Origin of the sequence: Actinospongiicola halichondriae (assembly GCF_049103745.1) — a bacterium.
GTDB lineage: Bacteria > Actinomycetota > Acidimicrobiia > Acidimicrobiales > Salinilacustritrichaceae > Salinilacustrithrix > Salinilacustrithrix halichondriae.
Window position 1 is genome coordinate 610,542 of the sequence record NZ_CP171622.1, and the last position, 26,654, is coordinate 637,195.

Consider the following 26,654-nt stretch of genomic DNA (forward strand, 5'->3'; position numbering starts at 1 on the left):
CAGGGTGCGGCGATGACCGAACCAGCACCTCGCCCGTGGCTCGCTGCTCTGGAGGGGTACTACGGCCGACCGCTCGACCCCGCGGAACGGATCGATCTGGTCCGGTGGTTGGCCACGGTCGGCTACGACGCCTACGTCCACGCACCGAAGAACGACCCCTACCAGCGCGACCAGTGGCGTGATGCGTACCCGGACGACGCGCTCGCCGGGCTGGCCGAGGTCTCGAAGGCCTGCCGTGATGCCGGGCTCGGGTTCGGGCTGACGATCTCGCCGGGTCTCGACTGGGAGATCGGGTCGTCGTCGGACGTCGACGACCTGGTCGCGAAGGTCGAGTCGTTGCTGCCGGTCGGCCTCGACGTGATCGGGATCGCCTGGGACGACACGCCGGGTGCAGGCGAGGCGCTCGGTCGGGACCACGCGGCTGCCGTGGCCACGGTGGCCGACCGTGTCGGGAGGAGCGGCGTGCGTTGGTTCACGTGCCCCGTCGACTACGCGGTCTCGGCGCCGACGCCGTACCTGGCGGCCTTCGCCGAGGCGCTGGGCGACGGCATCGAGATCATGTGGACCGGCCCGAGCGTGGTCACCGCCGATCTCGCGCCCGAGCCGGCCCGGTCGCTCGCGGCATCGCTGGGCCGTCCGGTGTTGTTCGCGGAGAACTTCCCGGTGAACGACGTGGGCATGTCACCCGCACTGCATCTGGGCCCGTATCCGCATCGGGCGTCCGAAGCGATGGCGGCCGTCACCGGAAACATCGTGAACTTCATGTCGCGGCCCCTGGCCAGTCGGGTCGGTCTCGAACTCGCCGCCCGGGCATGGCTCGACCCCACCGAGGACCGCGCCGTCGCGTGGAGCGAAGTCGTCGAGGGCACGCCCGGTCTCGCTCCGCTGGCGCGGGCGTGTCGTGCGTGGCTCGACGAACCCGGACCCGATCCGGAATTGGTCGCCTGGGCCGAGGCGGCGGGCCCGGACGACCGTCGACTCCACGACTTCCTCGACGTCGGATGTCGCGACGGTCTCGCGCCAGCGCTCGCCGCGGAGGTCGAGCCATGGCTCGAGGCCTGGGACCGGGAAGCGGCGGTGATGCGGCGAGCGCTGGCGATCCTCGAGGTGGACGTCGAGCCGACGTTCGAGTCGGTGGCGACGCTGGCGCTCGCCTGGCGGGCAGCACAGGCCGAACGGCGGCAGGTCTTCGGGACGCGATTCGCGATCTATCCGTCCACACTCCGGCGCGACGGCGACTTCCTGGCCCGAGCCGACGCGATCGTGCGCGAGCCCAACCTCACCGACCTGTTGGTCGACCGGGTGCTCGGGGTCAGCTGAGGATGTCGGTGAGGTCGATCACCGCGAGCACGGTCAACAGCACGATGACCGTGCAGTTGAGTGCGGTGATCGGCCACTTCCAACGGTGATCCGAGCGATGGAAGCGCCGGATGCTCGCGATGTTGAACCCGATGGCGATGACGCCGACGGCGAGGCCGATGCCGGGGCCGACGCCACCGGCGAGTCCGAACAGCGGGAGCATCCACGGGAACACGACGTAGGCCAGCGTGCAGCGCACGGCCGAGATGAGGATCGACGTGCTGAACGCCCGATTCGCATCGTCGGCGGAGACCGTCGATGTCGTGGGCAGCGTCTCCGCCGCCGTGGTCGTCTGGGTCGTCGTCACGGGCACGATTGTTGCCGTTGGGACGGAGTTGCGTCCAACCACCCCACCGCCGGTCAGACGAGGGGACGGGCGGTCGGCGGGATCGGTGCCGGCAGTGCCGAGGAGCCCATGAGGTGCTCGTCGACGGCAGCCGCGCACGCACGACCTTCGGCGATCGCCCACACGATGAGGCTCTGGCCCCGGCCCATGTCGCCGCAGACGTAGACGTCGTCGACGTTGGTGGCGTAGGAGTCGTCGCGTGCGACGTTGCTGCGCTCGTCACGATCGACGCCGAAGCTGTCGGCCAGCGGGTTGTCGGGACCGGTGAAGCCCATGGCCAGGAGGACCAGGTCGCACTCGAGCTCGAAGTCGGAACCTTCGACCTTGGTGAAGCGACCGTCGATCATCTCGACCTCGTGGGCCTTCAGTGCCTTGACGTTGCCGTTGCCGTCGTCGACGAACTGCTCGGTGTTGACCGAGTAGACGCGCTCGCCACCCTCCTCGTGGGCCGAGGTGACCTTGTAGGTCATCGGGAACGTCGGCCACGGGTTGGCGTCGCTGCGCTCCTCGGGCGGACGGGGCATGATCTCGAACTGGTGGACCGACACCGCACCCTGGCGGTGCGACGTGCCGAGGCAGTCGGCGCCGGTGTCGCCACCACCGATGATGACGACCTTCTTGCCCTTGGCCGAGATCGGCACCTCGTCGACGGCCATGTCGCCCTCCTGGGCCCGGTTGGCCCACGGGAGGAACTCCATCGCCTGGTGGATGCCGGAGAGCTCGCGGCCCGGGATCGGCAGGTCGCGCGCCTGGGTGGCGCCACCGGCGAGGACGACGGCGTCGAACTCGGCGGTGAGATCGTCGGCGGCGACGTCGACACCGACGTCGGCGTTCACGCGGAACTCGGTTCCCTCGGCGCGCATCTGGTCGAGGCGCCGGTCGATGTGGCGCTTCTCCATCTTGAACTCGGGGATGCCGTAGCGGAGCAGGCCGCCGATGCGGTCGGCCCGCTCGAACACGACGACGTCGTGGCCGGCGCGGGTCAGCTGCTGAGCAGCGGCGAGGCCGGCGGGGCCGGAGCCGACCACCGCGACCTTCTTGCCGGTCTTCTTCGAGGGGAGGACGGGGGCGACCCATCCCTCCTCGAAGCCGCGGTCGATGATCTCGACCTCGACCTGCTTGATCGTGACCGGATCCTGGTTGATGCCGAGCACGCACGCGCCCTCGCACGGGGCGGGGCACAGGCGCCCGGTGAACTCCGGGAAGTTGTTGGTCGCATGCAGTCGCTCGAGCGCGTCCCGCCAGTGATCCCGGTAGACGAGATCGTTCCAGTCGGGGATGAGGTTGCCGAGCGGACATCCGTTGTTGCAGAACGGGATGCCGCAGTCCATGCAGCGCGAGGCCTGTGTCTGGAGGTGGTCCTCGGGGAAGTCCTCGTAGACCTCTTTCCAGTCGTGGACCCGAACGGGGATCAACCGGCGCTTGGGGAGTTCGCGGTCGTGCTTCAGAAAGCCCTTGATGTCTGCCATCGTCTTCGTCTCCGTCTCTCTGCGGCTCAGACCGCGGCCGAGGCCATGATCGCTTCGTTCACGTCGAGGCCCTCGGCCTCGGCTCGGGCCTGGGCCTCGAGCACGCGCTTGTAGTCCTTGGGCATGACCTTCTTGAAGTGGCGCACGTTCGAGTGCCACCGGTCGAGGATCCGTTGCCCCACGGCCGAGTTGGTCTCGGTCACGTGCTCGCGGACCTGCAGGCGCAGCCAGTCCTGGTCCTCTTCCGAGAGCGGGTCGAGGTCGACCATCTCGTTGTTGAGGTTGCGGTGGAACACGTCGTCGGGGTCCCACACGTAGGCGATGCCACCCGACATGCCGGCACCGAAGTTCCGACCCGTCGGTCCGAGGACCACGGCCTTGCCGCCGGTCATGTACTCGCAGGCGTGATCGCCCACGCCCTCGACCACGGCGACGGCACCCGAGTTGCGCACGCAGAATCGCTCGCCCACGACGCCGCGGACGAAGACCTCGCCGCGTGTCGCTCCGTAGAGGATGACGTTGCCCGCGATGATGTTGTCCTCGGCGACGAGTTGGGGATGGCTCTCCTCGGGCGGCCGGATCGTGATCCGTCCTCCGGAGAGGCCCTTGCCGAGGTAGTCGTTGGTGTCGCCGTAGAGGCGGATGTTGACGCCTGCAGGCAGGAACGCGCCGAGGCTCTGGCCGGCCGAACCGAAGAACGTGATGTTGATCGAGCCTTCGGGAAGGCCTGCCTCACCGTGGATCTTGGTGATCTCGTGGCCGAGCATCGTGCCCACGGTCCGGTTGAGGTTGCGGATCGGGAGCTGCACCGAGATGGGATCGCCACCACCGATCGTCTCCCGGGCGAGGTCGATGAGCTCGTTGTCGAGCGCATCCTCGAGGCCGTGCTCCTGAGGCTGGCTGCAGAAGCGGTCCTGCGGCCAGGGGGTCTCGGGGACGTGCAGGATCTTCGACAGGTCGAGGCCGTCGGCCTTCCAGTGCTCGATGGCCTGCGTCGTGTCGAGCGCGTCGACCCGGCCGATGGCTTCCTCGAGCGTGCGGAAGCCCAACGCCGCCAGGTGCTCGCGCACCTCTTCGGCGATGTACTCCATGAAGTTGACGACGTGGTCGGCCTGGCCGTTGAACCGTTCGCGCAGCTGCGGGTTCTGGGTGGCGACGCCGACGGGGCAGGTGTCGAGGTGACAGACGCGCATCATGATGCAGCCCATGACCACCAGCGGAGCGGTGGCGAAGCCGAACTCCTCGGCCCCGAGCAGGGCGGCGATCACGACGTCGCGACCGGTCTTGAGCTGACCGTCGGTCTGGACGACGATGCGGTCGCGGAGACCGTTGATCATCAGCGTCTGCTGGGTCTCGGCCAGGCCGAGCTCCCACGGGGTGCCCGCGTGCTTCAGCGAGTTGAGCGGCGAGGCGCCGGTGCCGCCGTCGTGCCCGGAGATGAGCACCACGTCGGCCTTGGCCTTCGACACGCCGGCAGCGACCGTTCCCACGCCGACCTCGGACACCAGCTTCACGTGGATGCGGGCGCTCGGGTTGGCGTTCTTGAGGTCGTGGATCAGCTGCTTGAGATCCTCGATCGAATAGATGTCGTGGTGCGGCGGGGGCGAGATGAGCCCCACGCCCGGGGTGCTGTACCGGGTCTTGGCGATCCAGGGCCACACCTTCTGGCCGGGCAGCTGGCCGCCCTCACCGGGCTTGGCGCCCTGGGCCATCTTGATCTGGATGTCGTCGCTGTTGGTCAGGTAGTTCGCGGTGACGCCGAAACGACCCGAGGCGACCTGCTTGATCGACGACCGCTTCGAGTCGCCGTTGGGCATCGGCACGAAGCGCTCGATGTCCTCGCCGCCCTCACCGGTGTTCGACTTGGCGCCGAGCCGGTTCATGGCGATGGCGAGGGTCGTGTGGGCTTCCTCGGAGATCGAGCCGTACGACATGGCGCCGGTCGAGAAGCGCTTGACGATCGATGCGACCGACTCGACCTCCTCGAGCGGGACGGGCTCGCGGCCGCCGTTGGCGGGGTCGCGGAACTCGAACAGTCCGCGGAGCGTCGCCAGCTTCTTCGACTGGTCGTCGATGCGGCGCGTGTACTCCTTGAAGATCTCGTACTTGCCCGAGCGCGTGGCGTGCTGGAGCTTGTAGACGGTCTCCGGGTTGAAGAGGTGATGTTCCCCCTCGCGGCGCCATTGGTACTCGCCGCCCATCCACAGATCGCGGTGCGCGACCTCGGACGGGCGGTCGAGGTAGGCGAACTCGTGGCGACGACGGACCTCTTCGGCGAGCACGTCGAGGTCGACGCCGCCGAGCTTGCTCGTGGTGCCGGTGAAGTACTGGTCGACGATGTCCTGGCCGAGACCGACGGCTTCGAAGATCTGGGCGCCGGTGTACGAGGCGACCGTCGAGATGCCCATCTTGGACATGATCTTGAGGACGCCCTTGGTGCACGCCTTCACGTAGTTGCGGTGCGCCTTCTCGTTCGAGACGCCCTTGATGAAGTCGCCGGCGATGAGATCGTCGATCGTCTCGAACGCCAGGTAGGGGTTGATGGCGCCGGCGCCGTAGCCACACAGGAGCGCCATGTGGTGCACCTCGCGGGCGTCGCCGCATTCGACGACGAGGCCGACCTTGGTGCGGCTCTTCTCGCGGACGAGGTGGTGGTGCACGGCCGCGGTGAGCAGCAGCGACGGGATGGGAGCGAGCTCGGCGCTCGAGTGCCGGTCCGAGAGGATGATGACCTTGGCGCCGTCGGCGATGGCGGCGGACACCTTGGTGTTGACGTCGGCGATGGCCTGGCGCATGCCGGCACCACCCTCGGCGACGGGGTAGAGGCCGTCGATGGCGAAGGGCTTGAAGTGCTCCATGTCGCCGTCGTCGTTGATGTAGAGGATCTTGGCCAGTTCCTCGTTGGTGAGGATCGGCGTCGGCAGCTCGATCTGCTTGCACGAGCTCGGCTGCGGGTCGAGGAGGTTGCCCTCGGGGCCGATCGTCGAGGCCATCGACGTGACCATCTCTTCACGGATGGCGTCGAGCGGCGGGTTCGTGACCTGCGCGAACTGCTGCTTGAAGTAGTCGAAGAGCAGGCGTGAGCGGTCGGAGAGGACGGCCACCGGGGTGTCGGTGCCCATCGAGCCGATCGGCTCGGCACCGTTCTGCGCCATCGGGCCGAGGAGGATCTTCATCTCCTCCTGCGTGTAGCCGAACACGCGCTGGTGCTTGACGACCGACGAGTGCTGCGGGGTGAGCAGGAAGCGGGGCGGGAGGTCGTCGAGACGCACCAGGCCGTCGTGGAGCCAGTCCTCGTAGGGCTCCTGGCGGGCGAGGCCTTCCTTGACCTCCTCGTCCTCGACGATGCGGCCCTGGGCCGTGTCGACGAGGAACATCTTCCCGGGCTGGAGGCGACCCTTGCGGATCACCTTGCTCTGGTCGATGTCGAGCACACCGACCTCGGAGGCCATGACCACCAGGCCGTCCTCGGTGACCCAGTAGCGGCTGGGGCGCAGGCCGTTGCGGTCGAGCACCGCCCCCATGACGGTGCCGTCGGTGAACGCGATCGACGCCGGGCCGTCCCACGGCTCCATGAGCGACGAGTGGTATTGGTAGAACGCCCGCTTCCAGTCGGGCATGGTCTCGTGGTTCTCCCAGGCTTCCGGGATCATCATGAGGACGGCGTGGGGGAGCGAACGTCCACCGAGGTGGAGCAGCTCGAGGCACTCGTCGAAGCGGGCGGTGTCAGAGGCCCCGGCCGTCATGATCGGGTAGGCGTGCTCGAGCGACTCGCCGAAGAGTGGCGACTCGAGGCTGCCCTCACGGGCGCGGAGCCAGTTCTCGTTGCCCTGGACCGTGTTGATCTCGCCGTTGTGGGCGACGATCCGGTACGGGTGGGCGAGGGGCCACGAGGGGAACGTGTTGGTCGAGAAGCGCGAGTGGACCAGCGCCAGCGCACTCTCGAACCGCTCGTCGGCGAGGTCGGGGAAGTAGGGGCCGACCTGCTCGGACGTGAGCATGCCCTTGTAGACGATCGTCCGTGACGACAGCGACGGGAAGTAGATGGTCTCCTCGGCGTCGACCTCGTGTTCGATGCGCTTGCGCAGCACGAAGGCCTTGCGGTCGAGGTCGATGCCGGTGCTGCCGTCGACGGCTTCGACGAACAGTTGACGGAACCGCGGCTCGGCGTCGAGGGCCATCGAGCCGATCATCGAGTTGTCGACGGGGACGTCACGCCAGCCCAGGACGGTCAGGCCCTCGGCGTCGGCGAGCTTGGCGATCTCGGCCACCGCGGCGTCGGCATCGGCCTCGTCCCGGGGGAGGAAGGCGATGCCGGCGGCGTACGCGCCTTCTGCGGGGAGGTCGAAGTCGCACACCTCACGGAAGAACCGATCCGGGACCTGGGTGAGGATGCCGGCACCGTCGCCGACGTTGTCCTCGGCGTTGGTCGCGCCCCGGTGGTCGAGGTTGCAGAGCGAGGCGAGACCGTTCTGCACCATCTCGTGCGAACGGCGGCCGTGCATGTCGACGACGAAGGCGACGCCACAGGCATCGTGCTCGTACGCGGGGTCGTAGAGACCCTGTTTGGGGGGGAAATGGCTCATCAATTGGTCCCGTGGAGAGTCGAGGATGGACTTCGGCTCTGCAACAAGGGACGTCATTGGCCCAAGGCCGCGAGCGGCTTGCAGGTCCGGCCATGGTAGCGATCGGCCGGAGTCGGTCCGAAATGAATCACCTCGCACCGGACGACGCCAGTCTTGACTCACTTCGTTAGGTGGTCTTTACTGTTCGGCCATGCGCACCTCTCTTCGACGGACCGCCATCATCGGACTCGCCCTCGGGCTGACCTTCGGCGCTGCTGCCTGCGGCGACGACGACGGCGAGGCCGTCCGGGAGCTCGGCGACGGCGGATCCGGCAGTGGCGCAGCCTCCGGTTCGGGCACGGCGTCGGGGTCCGGCGTGGCTGCGGCCGACAAGGAGTGCGCTCCGGTGGGCGAGGACCTCGAGGCCGACGCCGACACCACCGTCGACCTCCAGTTGGCCGACTACGAGTTCGTGCCCGACGACGTCGAGGTCGAGGCCGGCACGGTGACCTTCGCCGCCGAGAACATCGGCGAGGAAGCTCACGAGCTGGCCTTCATCCCCGGTGGCGGCGACGTCCCGCTCAACGCCGACGGCGACCCGGACGAGGACGCCCTCGCCGACATGGGTGCGTTCGAGCTCGAGGCCTTCGGCCCCGGCCAGACCTGCAACGCCACCTACGAACTCGAGGCCGGCGACTACACGCTCTTCTGCATCGTCGAGAACGCCGACGGCGAGACGCACGCCTCGTTGGGCATGACCGGCCTGCTCACCGTCGGCTGACCCCACCCCCACCCCGAAAATTTCGTCACTTGCTCAGGACTCACCTGAGCAAGTGACGACAGAACCGCTGGGATCGCGGGACTCGATACGGTGACCTGCACTTCCCCCGACGTCGACAGACGACGGAGGAGACATGTCACGGTTCTTGAGCCTTGCTCGCCCCGTGCTCGAGCGTCAGCACAGCCTCATCACCACTGCCCAGGCCAATGACCTGGGCGCCAACTGCGAACTGCTGAGCGATCTCGTACGTCGGGAGATCTGGGAGCGGTTGGAGCGCGGGCTGTACGGCCCCGTCGGGGTGGCGATGACGTGGCATCGCCGGCTCATGAGCGCGGTGCTCCTCGCCCCGCTGGGATCCCTGGCTTCTCATCGCTCCGCTGCGGCGTTGGTCGGTGTGGGTGGCCTCTCGGCCCCGACGCCGGAGATCAGCATTCCGCGTGGTGCCAGTTTCCGACGATCCGGTGTCATCGTGCACGAGTCGGTGGACCTCCACCTGGCGGAGCCCACGGTCGTCGACCTCGTGCCGACGACGGGTCTCGCTCGCATCGCCATGGACCTCGGCGACGTCGTGTCCGTGGCCCGGTATCGGCAGACGGTGCGCGAACTCCGCCATGTGAAGGGAGTCTCGAGTGACGAACTCCTGCGCACGTATCTGCGACACAAGCAGCGGGGTCGCAATGGCGGAGGCGCGCTTCGCGACTGGCTGGACCGGTACTACGACGTCAGCGGCGTCCCAGAGTCGGGTCTCGAGCAGAGGGCCGTCGACGCCATCCTCGATGCGGGTCTTCCGGCGCCCGTCCTGCAGTTCTGGATCGACACGCCGACCGGGCGGTACCGACTCGATGCGGCGTATCCGGTGTTGAAGTTCGCCATCGAGGTCGACGGTTCACAGCACGAGGACCTCGATGCGAGAGCACGTGACCACGTGCGTGATGCGACGCTTCTCCGGCTCGGATGGACGGTCTGTCGAGTTCGCCGGCGCACCTACGTCTCGGACCTGTCGGCGTTGCTGGGGCAGATCCGAGCCGCCCACACCGCTTCTGTCGTCACTTCCTCAGGTGGGTCCTGAGCAAGTGACGAGATTTTCGGGAGGGTCAGGCGTCCAGCCTCGCCTGCTCGGCGGCCAGGTAGCGCCAACCGCCGTCCTCCCGGATGAAACGGCTCTTCTCCAGCAGTCGCTGGGGGAGGCCGTTGGCTTCGTGGTCGGCCCCGAATGTCACGGTTCCCGTGTCGTCGAAGAGTCCGCCTCGCTCCTGCTCGATGATCTCGAGCCCGGTCCATCGGATCGTGGGGTCGAAGCCGACCGTGGGCGGCCTGGTGGCGTCGGCCCAGGTGTCGAGCAGATAGGGGGCGAGCTTCCGGGCGTACGCCGAGTAGCGCGACCGCATGAGTTCGACCGCTGTCGATGCAGCGCGCCCCGCATGGAACCGTCCGCAGCACGCGTCGTACGCCTTCCCGGTGTCGCAGGGGCAGATCGTGGGCTGGCTCACGGCGACAGCCTGTCGCACCGGCGGTGTTCCCGGCCGATCTGTCGTCAATTCCTCAGGACCCTCCTGACCACCCGACGAAATTTTCGGGGGTCAGCGCCGGTGGAGGCCGTCGAAGGTGGCGACGATCTCGCCGGCCTCGGCCGAGGCCGGTAGGTCGACGGTGACGGCGAGGTACCACTCGTCGTGGCCTTCGGGGTCGGCGACGATCTGCTCGATCGTCCACGTGTCGCCGAGGTCGGAGACGACGAAGCGGTCGGGCCCGCGGGCGTCGCCGTCGATGCCGATCTCGATGCCGGCACCCTCACGAGGATGGGCCTCGGCGTACGACTCGAACTGCTCGCGGAGCTTGCGTTCGTTCCAGCCGTGGTTGCCGATCTCGGTGAGGTCGTCGGACCAGGCTTCCCACTGGCCGGTCGCCGCGTACTGCACCCAGCGGAACACGCGGGTACGGACGAGCGCACGGAAGGCGCGCCGGTCGGTGGTGACGTCGACCTCGGGCTCGGTCACGTCGCCGAGGGCATCGACGTCGGCGGCCGCGGCCTCCGGGTCGAACATGGCGGTCCACTCGTCGAGCAGCGACGAGTCGGTCGCACGGATGACGGCGCCGAGCCAGTCGGTCAACTCGTCGACCTCGTCGCTCCGCGCCTCGTCGGGCACGGACCGCAGGATGGTCTTGTAGACGTCGGACAGGTAGCGCAGCAGGAGCCCCTCGGACCGCTTGATGCCGTAGTACCGGACGAACGAGGGGAAGTCCATGGCCCGATCCCACAGGTCGCGCACGACGCCCTTCGGCGCGATGTTGCGGTCGCCGATCCACGGGTTCGACTCCCGCCACCGGTCGAACACGTCATAGATCTGCTCGCGCATCGGCTGCGGGAAGTTGATCTTGTCGAGCTCGGCGATCCGCTCGTCGTACTCGACCCCGGCGGCCTTCATGGCGGCCATGGCCTCGTCCTTGGCCTTGTCCTTCTGGGCCATCAGGATCGGGAACGGGTTGTCGACCACGGCCTCGACCAGCGCCAACATGGCGAGCGCGTACGAATCGTCCTCACGATCGAGCTGGGGGATGGCGGCGAGCAGGAACGGCGACAGCAACTGGTCGAGGGCGAAGTCGTCCTGCAGCGTGTGGTCGACCTCGACGAAGCGCCCGTACTTGTCGGGAGCATCCAGTTGACGGACGACGCCGGCGGTCCGCAACGCCTTGTAGAGGCTGAGCGTCTTGCGGACGTGGCGGCGCTGTCGGCTGCGTGGCTCGTGGTTGCCGAGCAGGAGGGCGCGGCTGTGGTCCCATGCATCGCCGGGTCGGTCGAGGAGCTGCATCAGCATCCCCGGCGTCATGGTGAACGACGACTCGAGCGGCTCGGGGGTCGCGGCCTGGAGTCTGTCGAAGGTCTCCTCGTCGTACCGGACGAAGTTGCGTGGTGCCGACGCCTTCTTGAGCTTGCGCTTCTTCTTCGGATCGGAGGCCGCCTTGGCCTCGGCCGCGTCGTTCTCGGCCTGGTGCTCGGGAGCGAGCGCGATGACGAGCCCCTCGGTGTCGTAGCCGGCACGGCCGGCACGTCCGGAGATCTGGTGGAACTCGCGAGCGGACAACAGTCGGCTCTCGACGCCGTCGTACTTGTAGAGGCGGGTGAGGATCACGGTCCGGATCGGGAGGTTCACCCCGACGCCGAGCGTGTCGGTCCCCGAGATGACCTTCAGCACGCCCTTCTGGGTCAGCCGTTCGACCAGCCGTCGGTAGCGGGGGAGCATGCCGGCGTGGTGCACGCCCACGCCGTTGCGCAGCAGGCGGGCGAGGTCGCGACCGAAGCCGGCGGGGATCTTGGCCTTGCCCAACTCCTCGGCCACGATCGCCTTGGCCTCGTCGTCGAGCTTGGTCACCGACGCCATCGCCGACGCCATCGCCACGGCGTCCTTCTGCGAGAAGTTCACCAGGTACATGGGCGCTGCATCCTGCGTGAGCAGCTCTTCGATGGTGTGGTGCAGCAGCGTGCGGCGGTACTCGAAGCGCAGGGGGACGGGACGCACGGCGTCGTCGACGAGGGCGGTCGGTCGGCCGGTGCGCCGGGTGAGGTCCTCGCGGAAGAAACGGACGTCGCCGAGCGTGGCCGACAGCAACAGGAACGAGGCCTGGGGCAGTTCGAGCAGCGGGACCTGCCACGCCCAGCCGCGGTCGGGATCGCCGTAGTAGTGGAACTCGTCGAGCACGACGGTGTCGACGTCGGCCTCGGGGCCGTCCTTCAACGCCAGGTGGGCGAGGATCTCGGTGGTCGCGCAGATGACGGGTGCGTCGGCGTTGACGGCGGAGTCGCCGGTGAGCAACCCGACGTTCTCCGGGCCGAGCTGACGGCACAGGTCGAAGAACTTCTCCGACACCAGCGCCTTGACCGGGGCGGTGTACCACGAGCGTCCGGGCTTCCCGGCGAGGTGGCCGGCGACCGATCGGGCGTGGGCGGCGAGCGCCACCAGCGACTTCCCCGACCCCGTGGGGGTGGCGAGGATGACGTTGGAGCCCGAGAGCAGTTCGAGGATCGCCTCCTCCTGGTGCGGGTACAGCTCGAGGCCCGACTCCTCGGCCCATGCCGTGATCGCGAACAGCAGGTCGTCGCCGTCCATGTGGTCCGTGAGGTGGTCGAGGAGACGGTCCGGCACCCACCCACTCTGCCTGGTTACGGTCGCGGTGGATGTTCCAGCCCGGCGAACTCTCTCCCCGCGTGCGGAACTTCGCGGCCGCGATGATCCAGAAGTCGTGGGAGTGGATCTGCGCCGTGGGCGCAACCGGCCCCGACGACGCCCACGGTCGACGGTTCCGCCACATGGGGTTCCAGTCGATGATCGCCTTCCCTCCCGGCCAGTTGTTCAACGAGCACTGGATCGAGATCGGCGACCAGACCCTCATCGGTCCGCACGTCTCGATGTCGGTCGGCATGTGGAACGAGAACCTCGACCGCGACGCGCCGCCGGTGATCCGCATCGGCAACCGCTGCAACATCGGACGGGGCGGGTCGCTGATCGGTCGGATCGGGATCACGATCGGTGACGACGTGACGATCGCCCCCGACCTCTACGTCACCGACCACAACCACGCGTACGACGACGTCGACGTCCCGATCGCCCACCAGTGGCCGCACGAGGCGCCGGTCTCGATCGGGGCCGGATCGTGGATCGGCTCGGGCGTGACGATCCTCCCGGGCACGACCATCGGGGAGCACGTGACCGTGGCCGCGGGGTCGGTCGTCCGCGGCGACATCCCGGCTCGGAGCGTGGTCGCGGGCGTGCCGGGTCGAGTCGTCCGGCAGTGGATCGACGGCGAGTGGGACCCGCCCCTGGGTCCCCGCACGAACGAGCCTCCGGACGACTGGCCGTCGCCGCCGAGCACCGCGTGACCCCGCCGGACACATCGTCTGTAACGACCGGCAGCGAGGCGGGTCTGACACCCGTGGAGAGCTTCCGTCGCGTCGCGATCGTCAACCGGGGCGAGGCCGCCATGCGACTCGTCCACGCCGCCCGCGATTCGTCGTTCCCGCTGACGACCATCGCCCTCCACACGCAGGCCGAGCGTCACGCCATGTTCGTGCGCGAGGCCGACGAGGCCGTGTGCTTCGAGTCGCTCGGCGTGCCCATCGCCGGCACCCCGTACCTCGACCTCGCCGTCCTCGAGGCTGCGCTCGTCGAGGCCCGTGCCGAAGCAGCCTGGGTCGGATGGGGCTTCGTGGCCGAGCGGCCCGAGTTCGCCGATCTGTGCGACCGCATGGGGGTCACGTTCATCGGCCCGTCGGGCGACGTGATGCGCCGCCTCGGCGACAAGATCGGGGCCAAGAAGTTGGCCGAGGCTGCCGACGTGCCGGTCGCCCCCTGGAGCGGGGGTGCGGTCGAATCGGTCGAGCGTGCAGCGGAGGCCGCGGAGGCGATCGGCTTCCCGCTCATGGTGAAGGCTGCCGCCGGTGGCGGCGGGCGTGGCATCCGCCGGGTCGACGACGCGTCGCAACTCGCCGACGCCGTCGAACGAGCTCGGAGCGAGGCGGCGTCGTCGTTCGGCGACGCGACCGTCTTCCTCGAGCGGGTGGTCACCGACGCCCGCCACGTCGAGGTCCAGATCATCGCCGACGCCCACGGGACCGTGTGGGCCCCGGGAGTGCGTGACTGTTCGCTGCAGCGTCGGAACCAGAAGGTCATCGAGGAGTCGCACTCCACGGCGCTGTCGCCGGACCAGGAGCAGCAGCTGCGCGACGCCGCCATCCGTCTGGCGCAGGAGTCCGACTATCGCAATGCCGGGACGGTCGAGTTCCTCTACCAGCCGGCCGAGGACCTCTTCGCCTTCCTCGAGGTCAACACCCGTCTCCAGGTCGAGCACCCGGTCACCGAGGTGACGTCGGGTCTCGACCTCGTCGCGCTGCAGCTCCACGTGGCCATGGGAGGACGCCTCGAAGGCGATTGTCCCGAGGCTCGCGGTCACGCGTTCGAGGCCCGGCTCAACGCCGAGGACCCCGACGCCGGCTTCGCCCCCGCACCCGGACGCATCGAGTCGATGGTCCTCCCCACGGGACCCGGGGTCCGGGTCGACACCGGCGTCGCTGCCGGCGACGTGATCGCGCCGGAGTACGACTCGATGATCGCCAAGATCATCGCCTGGGGACCGACCCGCGACGACGCACGGACCCGTCTGCGCCGAGCGCTGGCCGAGACGACGGTCCTGGTGGCCGAGGGCACGACCAACAAGTCGTTCCTCCTCGACCTGATCGACCGCCCCGAGGTGATCGCCGGGGAGATCGACACCAGTTGGCTCGACCGACTGACCGCGGTCGACGGCCACCGGACCGATCGCCATGCCGACATCGCGCTGATGGTGGCTGCGATCGACGTGCACGAGTGCGAGTCCCGCCTCGACCGCGCCCGCTTCCTCTCGTCGGCGGCCCGGGGACGACCTGAGGCCGACCCCGACGTCGGGCACGAGGTCGAACTCCGTTGGCGTGGCGCCGAGTACCGGGTGCACGTCGCCACCGGCGATCTGGTCGGCTGGTACCGCCTCACGCTCGACGGAGCGGCTGTGGACGTCGTGCTCGAACGACTCGACGAGGTCCACGCGCGACTGACGATCGGCGACCACAGCCATCGGGTCGTGTCGCAGACGTTCCGGGCCGAACACCTCGTCGAGGTCGACGGGGTCGCGCATCGCCTCTCTCGCGACGACGGCGGGTTGCTCCGGGCGCCGGCCGTGTCGCTGGTGGTGTCGCTCGACGTCGCGCCCGGTGACACCGTCGCCGCCGGCCAGCGCGTGGCCGTGGTCGAGGCGATGAAGATGGAGACCGCCGTCACCGCCCCGGCCGACGGTGTCGTCGAAGAGGTGTACGTCACCCCGAACACCCAGGTCGATGCGGGGAGTCCGCTCCTGCGCATCGGTTCGAGTGCGGTCGATGCCTCCCCCACCGCTGACGGCACACGCCTGCGTTTCGCCGGGTCGGGATCGGGACGGGACGAGACCATGGCTCGCATCGACGTCCTGCGAGCGATGTTGCTCGGTTTCGACCTGGTCGACGACAGCGACTCGTCGGTGGTCGACGAGCACCGACGCGACCGGTCGATGGACGATCCGGTCGTCCGCCACCGGGAACTCGAATTGCTGGGCGTGTTCGCCGACCTCTGCGGCCTGACCCGCGAGCGTCGCACGACCGATCGGGATCACGGCCTCGAGTCGCGCAGCCCCCGCGAGCACTTCAACGCGTATCTCCGCTCGTTCGATCCCGACGGCGAGAGCCTTCCCGAGCGTTTCCGTGAGCGCCTGCACGACGCGCTCGCGCACTACGGCATCGAGTCGCTCGACCGCACGCCGATCCTCGAAGCGGCGACGTACCGCATCCACCGTGCGGCCCAGCGTCGCCGTGAGCAGCTCCCGGTCATCACTGCACTCCTCGAGCGTCGGCTCGAGCACTGCGGCGAGGCCGACGAGCGCGACGAGGTGCGCGACACGCTCGACCGCCTCATCGCCGCCAGCCAGGCGCGCTACCCGTCGATCGGCAACCTCGCCCGCAGCGTCCGGCACCGATGCATCGATCGTCCGGTGGTCGACGAGGCGAATCGCAGGGTCGACGCCGACGTGCGAGCGACGCTCGAAGCGCTGGTCGAGGATCCCGGCGACGCAGCGCTGCGTGAGCATCTCGTGGCCTCGGCCATGCCGCTGATGCGCCTGGTCGGCGAGCTCGACGCGCTGTCGTCGTCGCCCGACGTCCGCGCCGCTCTGGCCGACGTGCTGACCCGGCGCTTCTACAAGATCCGCGCGCTCGGCCCGATCGAGCGGCCCCCGTCGGCATGGCCGATCGTCACGACCGGCTACCACCACCGCGACCGCGATGTGCGGGTCGTGGGTGTCGCCGGCGACCTGGCCGACGTCCACGAGATGGTCGAGGAGATCGGCTCGCTCGCGACCCGCCTCGACGCGACCGCTGCCGCGACCACGGTCGTCGACCTCTACCTCCGGATCGACCCGCAGACCACAGTGCACGACGTCGCCGCCGTGATCGACCTGACCCTCGGATCGGTCGAGCTTCCCGATGCCGTGCAGCGCGTCGCCGTCGTCGCTGCGGTGTCCGGGCCGGACCGCCCAGCAGCCGGTGACCACGACGTCCACACATTGACGTGGACGCGTCACGACGGAGCGTTCACCGAGGACGTCGTCTACCGCGGACTGCACCCGATGATCACCCGCCGCCTCAACCTGTGGCGGCTCGAGAACTTCGACGTGACGCGCCTCCCGTCGGCGGACGACACCCACGTGTTCGACTGCGTCGCCGTCGACCAGCCGACGGACGAGCGGCTGATCGCGGTCGCCGAGGTCCGTGACATCACGCCGCTGCGAGACGCCGACGGAACGCTGGTGGCGCTGCCCGAACTGGAGCGAGTGCTCGCCAGCTGCATCGACGGCATCCGACAGGCGCAGGCCGCCGACCCGACGCGACAGCGACTCGAGTGGAACCGGGTCATGTTGTTCGTCTGGCCCCCGGTCGAGATCTCGCTCGACGAGGTCAACGCGGTGGCCAAGCGGCTCGTGCCGATGACCACGGGGCTCGGCATCGAGCAGGTCATGGTGCAGGGTCGCATCGTCGACCCCGACAGCAGCCGCGTCGACGACGTGGTCGTCCGGTTGAGCTACCAGGCCGGCAGTGGGCTCACCTTCAGCATCACCGACCCGCCGACCGCCCCGATGCAGCCGCTCGACGACTACGCGCAGAAGGTGCTGCAGTGCCGGCGTCGGGGTGCGGTGTATCCCTACGACCTGGTGCCGCTCCTGACCGAACGGGACGAGGGTCGCGTCGGATCGTGGGTGGAGCTCGACCTGGTCGACGGCGAGCTCGTCCCCGTCGATCGGGCGCCGGGCTTGAACACCGCCGGCGTGATCATCGGCGAGATCACCACCCCCACCGCCACGCACCCGGACGGGATGCGGCGGATCGCCGTGTTCGGCGATCCGACGAAGTCGATGGGTTCGATCGCCGAGGCCGAGTGCCTCCGCCTCCTCGCGGCGATCGACCGGGCCGAGCGCGACGAGCTGCCGATCGAGTGGTTCGCACTCTCGGCCGGTGCGCGTATCGCCATGGACAGCGGCAGCGAGAACCTCGACTGGGTCGCGGCCGTGCTGCGACGGATCGTCGAGTTCACGCAGGCGGGTCCTGGAGCGAGGAACCGCGAGATCAACGTGATCGTCGCCGGAGTCAATGTCGGCGCCCAGCCGTACTGGAACGCCGAGTCGACGATGCTCATGCACACGCGCGGCATCCTCGTGATGACCCCGGACTCGACGATGGTGCTCACGGGGAAGCAGGCCATCGACTTCAGCGGTGGCGTGTCGGCCGACGACAACCTCGGCATCGGCGGCCACGAACGGATCATGGGCCCCAACGGCCAGGCGCAGTACTGGGCCCACGACGTGGCCGGCGCGGTCGACGTCCTGTTCGCCCACTACGACCACAGCTACGTGGCGCCCGGCGAGGCCGGACCCCGGCGAGCCGAGACCGCCGACCCGATCGACCGTGACGTGTGCGCGGAACCGCATCGCACCGACGACGGCGGGTTCGCGACGGTCGGCGAGATCTTCGACTCGGCGACCAACCCCGATCGCAAGAAGCCCTTCGACATCCGTTCGGTCATGCACGCCGTCGTCGACCACGACCATCGTCCGCTCGAACGGTGGGCCGACATGGCCGAGGCCGAAGGCGCGGTCGTGTACGACGCCCACCTGGGTGGCTACCCGAGCACGGTCATCGGCATCGAGTCCCGCCCGCTCGCCCGCGCCGGGACCATCCCGGCCGACGGCCCACCGACGTGGTCGGCGGGGACCCTGTTCCCGTTGTCGTCGAAGAAGGTCGCTCGTGCGATCAACGCATCGTCGGGCAACCGCCCGGTCGTCGTGTTGGCCAACCTCTCGGGTTTCGACGGATCACCCGAGTCGCTCCGTCGCCTCCAGCTCGAATACGGCGCCGAGATCGGACGAGCGATCGTCAACTTCGACGGGCCGATCGTCCTGTGCGTGATCTCCCGCTACCACGGTGGGGCGTTCGTCGTGTTCTCCGGCCGCCTCAACGACCGCATGCAGGTGCTCGCGGTCGAGGGGGCGCACGCTTCCGTGATCGGCGGAGCGCCGGCAGCAGCCGTGGTCTTCACCCGCGAGGTCAACGCCCGCACGCAGTCCGACGAGCGCATCCAGCGCCTCGAACAGGCGATCGCGACCGCCTCGGTCCACGAGCGTGCGCACCTCCGATCGGAGTTGGCATCCGTTCGTTCGGGCGTACGCAACGAGATGCTCGGCGTCGTCGCCGCAGAGTTCGACGCGATCCACTCCGTCGAGCGAGCGAAGGCGGTCGGATCGGTCCACGAGATCGTCCGCGCCGATCGCCTGCGTCCCGAGTTGATCGCCGCGGTCGAGCGAGGTCTGGCTGCAGGACCGGCTTAGGGTGGTCGTCGATGTGGCGTCCTCTCCTCGGCACCGTGTGTGCGCTCTCGCTCCTGGCGGGCGCAGCGTGCTCGGGTGACGACGACGCCGGGACCAGCACCACGACGACGGCTCAGGCCGAGGGTGCGGCTCGTTTCTGCGACGTGTACCTCGACTACCTGTCGGACTCGACGTCCGAGAACCTGACGGCGGTCGGCGAGGCAGCGGACGACGACCAGGTGCGCGACTACATCGCCATCATGGAGTCGGACGCCGACATCATCGCCGTCGTGGCCGCCACGATCGACCTCGACGACCTGGCACGTTCCCGCTGCCAGCGTGAGTGGACAGCGGGTGCGCAGGGCGCGGGCAACACGGGCGCGGCGGCGCAGGCGTTCTTCGACGCCCTCGTCGCCGGCGACCCCATCGGGGCACGCAACGTCGCGTCGGCCAACGCCATCGCCGTGTTCGAACCCTGGGCACCGATCGCGTCCGACCCCGCGTCGGGGACGCCGGCGATCGGCGACATCGACGGGCAGAGCTTCACCGTGGCGATCGACGAGGCGACGCTGGCGGAGTGCCAGGTCGAGACCGGCGTCGTCGTGGCCTGCCAGATCGCCGAATAGCGACCGTTCCCGATCAGGGCGTCGGCGGCACCATGTCGGCCATGTCGGCGTCGATGCCGGCCAGGATCTCTTCGGCCATCGCGCCGCGGAGCCGACGCTTGGTGAACTTGTAGGCGCTTCCCGGGAGCTGTCCGAGTTGGCGGGCCCGCTCGATGGCCGCCGTCTCGACCTGGTCGCCGGCGACGAGTTCGTCGAGGTATCCGGCATCGACTGCGCCGGCCATGTCGTAGATCTCGGCCTGCAGCACCGACCGCTGGAGATGGCGCATCGACAGGCGGGCTTCACCCAGTCGGACGCCGTACCAGGGGAGGCCCATGCCGATCGCGGTCTCGTTGAGCCCGATCTTGGCGGGGAGGTCGGCCGAACCGATGCGGGTGTCGCACGACAGGCACAGCAGCGCGCCGGCGGCGAGTGCATGGCCGGTGACGGCGGCGACCGTGGGCTGTGGGTGCAGGAACACGCGCACCATGAGACGGCCGCCGTCGCCGACGAGGCCACGGGTGGCGTCGGCACCCTGGGTCATCACCGACAGGTCGAAGCCGGCGGAGAACTTGCCCTCCCGCCCGATGATGGCCACGGCGCTCGCCTCGGCCTCGGCCCGGTCGAGAGCGGCATGGATCGCGTCGATGACGGCATGGGAGACGGCGTTGGCCTTCCCGTCGTCGATGCGGACGACAGCGACGCCGTCCTCGATGGTCACGTTCACTGGTTCGGTCACGCTCGCCATCGTGGCACGACGGACCCGGAGCGGGGTACACCACGCGGCGTCACTCCCATGTCCGGATCCCGCCAGACGTCGGGCCGTCGATCGGGCAGGATCATCTCGTGCGACTCGATCACCAGCAGTGCTACGACGCCCTGCGCAGCCGCGACGCCCGGTTCGACGGACGGTTCTTCGTCGGCGTCCGGACCACGGGCATCTACTGCCGGCCGATCTGTCCGTCGCGCACGCCGCTGGCCCGCAACGTCGACTTCTACGCACACCCCGCTGCTGCCGAGGACGCCGGATTGCGTCCGTGCCGTCGGTGCCGCCCGGAGACCGCGCCCGGCTCGAGCGACTGGGCCGGTGGGGCGGCGATCGTCGAGCGCGCGCTGCGCCTCATCGACGAGGGTGCCCTCGACCGCAACGCGCCGAACGGCGGCGGGGTCGACGATCTGGCCCGACGTCTGCTGGTCGGCGGACGCCATCTCCGGCGGCTCTTCGCCGAGCACGTCGGGGCGGCGCCCGACACCGTCGCCCGCAGTCGGCGGGCCCACCTGGCCAAACGACTCCTGGTCGAGACCGACCTGCGGGTCGCCGACGTCGCGTTCGCCGCCGGCTTCGGCAGCGTCCGGCAGTGCAACGACGTGGTCCGCGAGACGTTCCACGCCACACCGTCGGCGATCCGACGCGACCGGAGGTCGACACCGGCCGGTCCACTGCGCCTCCGTCTGGCCGTGCGCGAGCCCTTCGACGGCGGAGCGCTGATGGACTGGTTCTCGGCCCGGGTCGTCGACGGACTCGAGACGGTCGACGACGGGGTCTATCGCCGGGCCGTTCGCATCGACGGCGAGGTCGGGTCGATCTCGCTCGAGCCCCACAGCGATCACGTCGTGCTCTCGGTCGACCTGCCGCCGTCGACCGGCCTCGGCTCGATCGTCGGCGGAGCGCGCCGCCTGTTCGACCTCGGCGCCGACCCCGATGCCGTCGACGCGCATCTCGCCGCCGACCCGTTCCTGGCCCCGATGGTCGCTCGTCGCCCGGGGATCCGGGTCCCCGGTTGTTGGACGGGCTTCGAGGCCTCGGTGCGTGCGGTCATCGGTCAGCAGATCTCCGTCGCTGCGGCCCGCACCGTGCTCGGCCGGATCGTCGCCACCCACGGCGACGGCACCTTCCCCGACCCCGAAGCCCTGGTCGACGCGCCGCTCGAGACGTTGGGCATCATCGGCCGACGAGCCGAGACGATCCGGACGCTCGCCCGCGGCGTCGTGACCGGCGACCTCGTCCTCGACGGGAGCCTCGACCACGACCGCCTCGTCGAGTCGCTCGTGGCGATCCCGGGCATCGGCCCGTGGTCGGCGTCGTACGTGGCGCTCCGCAGCGGCGAACCCGATGCCTTCCCTGCCGGCGACCTCCACCTCCGGCGCGTCCTCGGCGTGTCCAACGACCGCGACGCTGACGCCCGGGCCGAGGCATGGCGCCCGTGGCGTGCCTACGGCGCAATGCACCTCTGGCAGACCCCGATGCCCTCACGAACGGCCTCACGAACGGCCTCACGAACGGAATGACGACATGACGATCCTGACCCACGAGACCTCGACCCCTGCCGGCGTGCTGTGCAGCGCCTCCCGCAACGGCGTGCTCGTCGCCTGTGGATTCGCCGACCACTGGGACGGACTGGCGGAGCGGGTGGCCGCTCGCTTCCCCGACGAGGAGTGGACGGAGGGGGAGAGCGATGCGACGCGTGCGGTCGACGCCTATGTCGCCGGCGACATCGGTGCGATCGACGCCGTGGAGGTCGACACCGGCGGTACCGAGTTCCAGCAGAAGGTCTGGGCGGCGCTGCGGACGATCCCGGTCGGCGCCACGTGGAGCTACGGCGATCTGGCGGCCGCGGTCGGGAACGTCGGCGCCATGCGTGCCGTGGGCTCGGCCAACGGCGCCAACCCCGTGTCGGTCGTCGTGCCGTGCCACCGGGTGGTGCGTTCCGACGGCTCGCTCGGTGGCTACGGCGGGGGTCTCGACCGCAAGGCCTGGCTGCTGTCGCACGAAGGTGCCCGCCTCGCCTGAGGCGAGGCGTGTGAACGACGACACATGTCACGTCGTCAGATGTCCCGATCGTCCCGATCGGATCGTAGGGTTTCCGTGGCCACCTCCCTGACGTCGTCGGGGACATGCCCGATGGTCGGTGGATGCGGACGTCGGGAGACTGGGTGGAGTCGTCGACGGAGGTCTCGCCGTGTACATGAAGGTCGGACGCTGGTGCTATCGGCACCGTGGAATCGTGGTCGGTGCGTGGATCGCGCTCATCATGGTCGTGGGGGTCATCGGCCAGGCCGTGGGCGTCGACTTCGGTGGTGACCCGGAGGCGCCGGAATCCGAGAGCCGGACCGGCTTCGAGATCCTCGAGGACAACTTCGACAACCCGTCGAGCGGCTTCGGTGGGACCATCGTCATCCAGGCCGAGCAAGGCGTGGACGACCCCGCTGTGCAGGCCGCGTTCACCGAGATCACCGATCTCGCCGACAGCCTCGACGAGGTCACCGTGCAGCTGCCGGGCGACCCGGGAGCGATCAACCAGATCGCGACCGAAGGCGACCAGGCCGGGAAGATCGCATTCGCACGTGTCGAGATCAGCGACGAGCTGACCTTCGAGGAGTCGGGCGAACTGGGCGGCGACCTCCGTGACGCCGCCGACCGGCTCGAGGGCGAGGTCGACGGCCTCCGCATCGAGATCGGTGGCGAGGCGCTCGCAGGCTTCGAGCCGCCGTCGTCCGAGGTCATCGGTCTGGCGTTCGCCATCGTGGTCCTCATCATCTCGTTCGGCTCCGTGCTCGCCATGGGCCTCCCGATCGCCGTCGCGTTGGCCGGCGTGAGCCTGGGCATCACGCTCACGGGCATCATCTCCAACGTCACCGTCATGCCCGACTTCGCCACCGTGATCGGGGCCATGATCGGCCTCGGCGTGGGCATCGACTACGCGCTCTTCATCGTCACCCGTTATCGCGAGGGCCTCCACAAGGGCTACGACCCCGAGACCGCCACCGTCGCAGCCCAGGACACCGCGGGTCGCGCCGTGATCTTCGCCGGCGTCACCGTCGTCGTCTCCCTCCTCGGCTTGTTGCTGATCGGCCTCGAGTTCGTCGCCGGTCTCGGCATCGGCGCAGCCGTCACCGTCCTGTCGACGATGATCGCCTCGACGACGCTCCTGCCGGCACTGCTCGGCTTCGCCAAGCTCCGCATCGAGGTCACGCGCTGGCGTGGCCTGATCGCCGCCGGCCTGCTGTCGCCGGCCCTCCTGGTCATCGGGCTCAACCAGCCCCCCGTGATCGCGCTGGCGCTGGTCGCCCTGTCGGTCGCGACCATCGTCGCCGGCTTCTTCGTCCCGGCCCTGCGCCGTGAGGTCCCCAAGCGCGAGCGGAAGCCGATCGAGGAGAGCGGTTGGTACAAGTGGAGCCATCTGATCCAGGACCGGCCGTGGCCGTTCCTGATCGGCGGCGTCGCGGTGCTGCTGTTCCTCGCGACGCCGTTGCTCGGTATCCGGCTCGGCTTCTCGGACGAGGGCAACTACCCCGAGGAGTCCACGACCCGGCAGGCCTACGACCTGCTCTCCGAGGGCTTCGGCCCCGGGTTCAACGGACCGTTCCTGGCCGTGACCGAGCTCGACGGCCCCGAGGGCCTCGCCGACTTCGCCGCTGTGGTCCGTGCCATCGAGGCCGATCCCGGTGTGGCCGAGGTCCGACCCTCGACCGCCGCCGGCGACCCCATCGACGGTCTTCCCAACGACCTCGAGAACCCGACTGCGGCCCAGGTCTTCGTCGTGCCCGCGTCATCGCCCCAGTCGCTCGAGACCGAGGAGACGATCAAGCGCCTGCGGGCCGACGTCATCCCCGCTGCCGAGGCCGACGCGTCGACCGAGATCGACACCAACCTCACGGGATTCGTCCCGGTGTCCGTCGACTTCAGCAGCTACCTCGGTGGCCGGAGCCTGCTCTTCTTCGGTGTCGTGCTGCTCCTGTCGTTCGTGCTCCTGATGGCGGTCTTCCGGTCGCTGCTGGTGCCGCTCAAGGCCGTGATCATGAACGGCCTGTCGATCGCCGGCGCCTACGGCGTCGTGGTCGCGTTGTTCCAGTGGGGCCACCTGGGCTCGATCACCGGCATCGAGCCGGCGCCGATCGAGCCCTTCATCCCGATGATGATGTTCGCCATCGTCTTCGGTCTCTCGATGGACTACGAGGTCTTCCTCCTGTCGCGGGTGAAGGAGGAGTACGAGCGCACCGGCGATCCGAAGAACTCGGTGGCCGACGGACTCGCCTCGACCGCTCGGGTGATCTCCGCCGCCGCAGCCATCATGGTCGTGGTGTTCGGCAGCTTCCTGCTCGAGGACGCACGCGTCACCAAGCTGTTCGGTGTCGGCCTCAGCGTCGCGGTGTTCCTGGACGCAACGCTCGTCCGCATGCTCCTGGTGCCCGCCACCATGGAGTTGCTCGGCAAGCGCAACTGGTGGATCCCGGCGTGGCTCGACAAGGCACTTCCCCGCCTGTACGTGGAGGGTGCGCCCGACCACGAGGAACAGATCGCCGCCATGCGGGCGGAGATCGCCGCCGAGCAGGCCACCGCCGGTGACGAACCAGTCCCTGCCGGCGTCTAGGGCAACTCGGCCACGGGCTGGCGGGTGAGGGGAACTCCGACCTCGCCGGCCAACCGGGCCACCAGATCGAGCGGGAGCCCGACGACGTTGCTGTGCGAGCCGTCGATGCGTTCGACGAAGTCGGCTGCCAGGCCCTGGATGGCGAACGCTCCGGCCTTGTCCATGGGCTCGCCCGTCGCCACGTAGTCGGCGATCTCCCGGGTCGAGACCGGCCGGAATCGGATGGCGGTGCGGGCGATCGCGCAGCGTTCTTCGTCGCCGCGGATCACGTGCACGCCGGTGATCACGTGGTGGGCCGTGCCGGAGAGGAGGCCGAGCATCCGCCGGGCGTCGGCGTCGTCCTCGGGCTTTCCGAGGATGGTCCCGGCGACGGCCACGACGGTGTCGGCAGCGATCACGAGGTCGTCGGGTTCGCGGTCGACCGCTCGGGCCTTGGCCGCCGCGAGGCGAGCGGCCAGCGAATCGGGACCCTCGCCGGCGGTGGGCGTCTCGTCGACGTCGGCCGGCCGGACGACCGGGGCCACGTCGAGATCGGCCAACAGGGCGAGACGGCGCGGCGATGCCGACGCCAGGATGATCCGGGACACGGAGCTCAGCCGCCGGAGACGGCGAGGTCGGCGAGGCGATCAGGTGGTGTGAGTGCGTCGGCGTCGGCCAACCAGCCTTCGGGCATCGCCACGGGACGCGGGCCGGTCGTGTGGCCTCGCGGTTGGCGGAGCACCTCACGAGGGAAGGGCTGGTGCGGGTCGACCAAGTCGAGCAGGCGGTCGAGTTCGTCGAGGCTCGACACCTGACGCAGGGCATTGCGCACCGGTCGACCGACCGAGAATCCCTGCAGGTACCAGCCGGTGTGCTTGCGCAGTTCCTTCATGCCGGAGAGCTCACCGAACCACTCGGCGAGCAGTTGGCCGTGGGTCCGCAGGGTGTCGACGATCTCGCCCGACGTCGGGGGAGTGGGGATCGGCTCGCCGGCGAACGCTGCGACCAGGTCGCGGAACAGCCACGGTCGACCGAGGCAACCGCGTCCGATCACGACGCCGTCGCACCCGGTCTCGCGCATCATGGCGAGCGCGTCCTCGGCCTCCCAGATGTCGCCGTTCCCCAGCACGGGGATGGTCGTCACCGTCTCCTTGAGCTGGGTGATGGTCGACCAGTCGGCGGTGCCCGAGTAGAGCTGTTCGGCCGTACGGGCATGGACCGCGACGGCCGCAGCGCCGGCGTCCTCGGCCATGCGCCCGGCGACCAGCCAGGTGCGGTGTTCGTCGTCGAGGCCGATGCGCATCTTGACGGTGAGCGGGACGTCGCCGGCGGCGTCGACGGCTGCGGCGACGACGGCACCGAAGAGGCGTGGCCGTACGGGGAGGGCAGCACCCCCGCCGTGGCGGGTGATCTTGCGGGCCGGGCAGCCGAAGTTGAGGTCGATGTGGTCGACGCCGACCTCGGCGATGACCCGCCGCACGGCTTCACCCATCACCGCAGGGTCGGTGCCGTAGAGCTGGATCGAGCGGATCGGTTCGTCCGGGGCGAACCGGGCGATGTCGAACGTGCGCTCGTTGCCCTCGACCACGGCCCGGGCTCCGACCATCTCGCTGACGTAGAGGGCCGCGCCGAACTCCCGGCACAGCGCACGGAACGCGCCGTTGGTCACCCCGGCCATCGGAGCCAGGACGACGGGCGGATCGGCGCGCAACGGCCCGATCTGCAGTGGGGGGAACCCCGGAGGCGGCACAGTCATGTCGCCACC

At 69.3% G+C, this 26,654-nt stretch carries 17 protein-coding genes; 9 read left to right on the forward strand and 8 right to left on the reverse strand.

The features are described 5' to 3' along the window. The first annotated feature begins 12 nt into the window (after window positions 1-12). Window positions 13-1,320 carry a beta-N-acetylglucosaminidase domain-containing protein gene (locus AB8619_RS03160; RefSeq protein WP_436795004.1) on the forward strand — a complete coding sequence of 436 codons (1,308 nt, stop codon included), beginning with the start codon at window positions 13-15 and terminating at the stop codon, window positions 1,318-1,320. Here AB8619_RS03160 and AB8619_RS03165 read toward each other — a convergent pair. The 3 genes from AB8619_RS03165 to gltB are packed head-to-tail and all read right to left on the reverse strand — an operon-like array spanning window position 1,313 to window position 7,760. After that, window positions 1,313-1,666 carry a hypothetical protein gene (locus AB8619_RS03165; RefSeq protein ID WP_436795005.1) on the reverse strand — a complete coding sequence of 118 codons (354 nt, stop codon included), beginning with the start codon at window positions 1,664-1,666 and terminating at the stop codon, window positions 1,313-1,315. The two genes, AB8619_RS03160 and AB8619_RS03165, sit on opposite strands and share 8 nt — an antisense overlap. A gap of 53 nt (window positions 1,667-1,719) precedes the next feature. Next, window positions 1,720-3,174 (reverse strand): glutamate synthase subunit beta, encoded by a 1,455-nt coding sequence (locus AB8619_RS03170; RefSeq protein ID WP_436795006.1) that lies wholly within the window; start codon window positions 3,172-3,174, stop codon window positions 1,720-1,722. Between the two features lie 26 nt (window positions 3,175-3,200). Next, window positions 3,201-7,760: a glutamate synthase large subunit gene (gltB, locus tag AB8619_RS03175; RefSeq protein ID WP_436795007.1), complete on the reverse strand. Its 4,560-nt coding sequence runs from the start codon at window positions 7,758-7,760 to the stop codon at window positions 3,201-3,203. Window positions 7,761-7,950: 190 nt separating this feature from the next. Between gltB and AB8619_RS03180 the strand changes: the two genes are divergently transcribed. Both AB8619_RS03180 and AB8619_RS03185 read left to right on the forward strand, forming a co-directional pair. Further along, on the forward strand, window positions 7,951-8,520 hold the full coding sequence (locus tag AB8619_RS03180; protein WP_436795008.1) for a cupredoxin domain-containing protein: 570 nt from the start codon (window positions 7,951-7,953) through the stop codon (window positions 8,518-8,520). Between the two features lie 133 nt (window positions 8,521-8,653). After that, window positions 8,654-9,589, forward strand: a complete 936-nt coding sequence (locus AB8619_RS03185; protein WP_436795009.1) for a DUF559 domain-containing protein — start codon at window positions 8,654-8,656, stop codon at window positions 9,587-9,589. A 25-nt stretch (window positions 9,590-9,614) separates the two neighbouring features. Here AB8619_RS03185 and AB8619_RS03190 read toward each other — a convergent pair whose 3' ends face one another. Beyond that, window positions 9,615-10,010, reverse strand: coding sequence for a YchJ family protein (locus AB8619_RS03190; protein WP_436795010.1), 396 nt, complete (start codon window positions 10,008-10,010; stop codon window positions 9,615-9,617). A gap of 90 nt (window positions 10,011-10,100) precedes the next feature. Beyond that, the gene (locus AB8619_RS03195; protein ID WP_436796342.1) at window positions 10,101-12,626 is read right to left on the reverse strand and encodes a DEAD/DEAH box helicase; all 2,526 of its coding nucleotides are present in this window, start codon (window positions 12,624-12,626) and stop codon (window positions 10,101-10,103) included. A gap of 68 nt (window positions 12,627-12,694) precedes the next feature. Here AB8619_RS03195 and AB8619_RS03200 point away from each other — a divergent pair, with 68 nt between their 5' ends. Genes AB8619_RS03200 through AB8619_RS03210 form a run of 3 tightly spaced genes read left to right on the forward strand, consistent with a single transcriptional unit; the run spans window position 12,695 to window position 19,559 of the window. Further along, window positions 12,695-13,396, forward strand: a complete 702-nt coding sequence (locus tag AB8619_RS03200) for an acyltransferase (protein ID WP_436795011.1) — start codon at window positions 12,695-12,697, stop codon at window positions 13,394-13,396. A gap of 53 nt (window positions 13,397-13,449) precedes the next feature. Next, window positions 13,450-18,954, forward strand: a complete 5,505-nt coding sequence (locus tag AB8619_RS03205) for a carboxyl transferase domain-containing protein (protein WP_436795012.1) — start codon at window positions 13,450-13,452, stop codon at window positions 18,952-18,954. Window positions 18,955-18,965: 11 nt separating this feature from the next. Beyond that, on the forward strand, window positions 18,966-19,559 hold the full coding sequence (locus tag AB8619_RS03210; protein WP_436795013.1) for a hypothetical protein: 594 nt from the start codon (window positions 18,966-18,968) through the stop codon (window positions 19,557-19,559). A gap of 13 nt (window positions 19,560-19,572) precedes the next feature. Here AB8619_RS03210 and AB8619_RS03215 read toward each other — a convergent pair whose 3' ends face one another. Further along, window positions 19,573-20,277 carry a crotonase/enoyl-CoA hydratase family protein gene (locus AB8619_RS03215; RefSeq protein ID WP_436795014.1) on the reverse strand — a complete coding sequence of 235 codons (705 nt, stop codon included), beginning with the start codon at window positions 20,275-20,277 and terminating at the stop codon, window positions 19,573-19,575. A 107-nt stretch (window positions 20,278-20,384) separates the two neighbouring features. Here AB8619_RS03215 and AB8619_RS03220 point away from each other — a divergent pair, with 107 nt between their 5' ends. The 3 genes from AB8619_RS03220 (at window position 20,385) to AB8619_RS03230 (ending at window position 24,910) form a co-directional block, all read left to right on the forward strand. Further along, window positions 20,385-21,827 (forward strand): AlkA N-terminal domain-containing protein, encoded by a 1,443-nt coding sequence (locus tag AB8619_RS03220; protein WP_436795015.1) that lies wholly within the window; start codon window positions 20,385-20,387, stop codon window positions 21,825-21,827. Between the two features lie 4 nt (window positions 21,828-21,831). After that, window positions 21,832-22,329 (forward strand): methylated-DNA--[protein]-cysteine S-methyltransferase, encoded by a 498-nt coding sequence (locus AB8619_RS03225; protein ID WP_436795016.1) that lies wholly within the window; start codon window positions 21,832-21,834, stop codon window positions 22,327-22,329. A 214-nt stretch (window positions 22,330-22,543) separates the two neighbouring features. Next, window positions 22,544-24,910, forward strand: coding sequence for an MMPL family transporter (locus AB8619_RS03230; protein WP_436795017.1), 2,367 nt, complete (start codon window positions 22,544-22,546; stop codon window positions 24,908-24,910). Here the strand turns inward: AB8619_RS03230 and AB8619_RS03235 are convergent. After that, window positions 24,907-25,497, reverse strand: coding sequence for a Maf family protein (locus AB8619_RS03235; protein ID WP_436795018.1), 591 nt, complete (start codon window positions 25,495-25,497; stop codon window positions 24,907-24,909). The two genes, AB8619_RS03230 and AB8619_RS03235, sit on opposite strands and share 4 nt — an antisense overlap. Window positions 25,498-25,502: 5 nt before the next feature. Beyond that, the gene (gene dusB, locus AB8619_RS03240) at window positions 25,503-26,645 is read right to left on the reverse strand and encodes a tRNA dihydrouridine synthase DusB (RefSeq protein WP_436795019.1); all 1,143 of its coding nucleotides are present in this window, start codon (window positions 26,643-26,645) and stop codon (window positions 25,503-25,505) included. Between the last annotated feature and the right edge of the window lie 9 nt (window positions 26,646-26,654).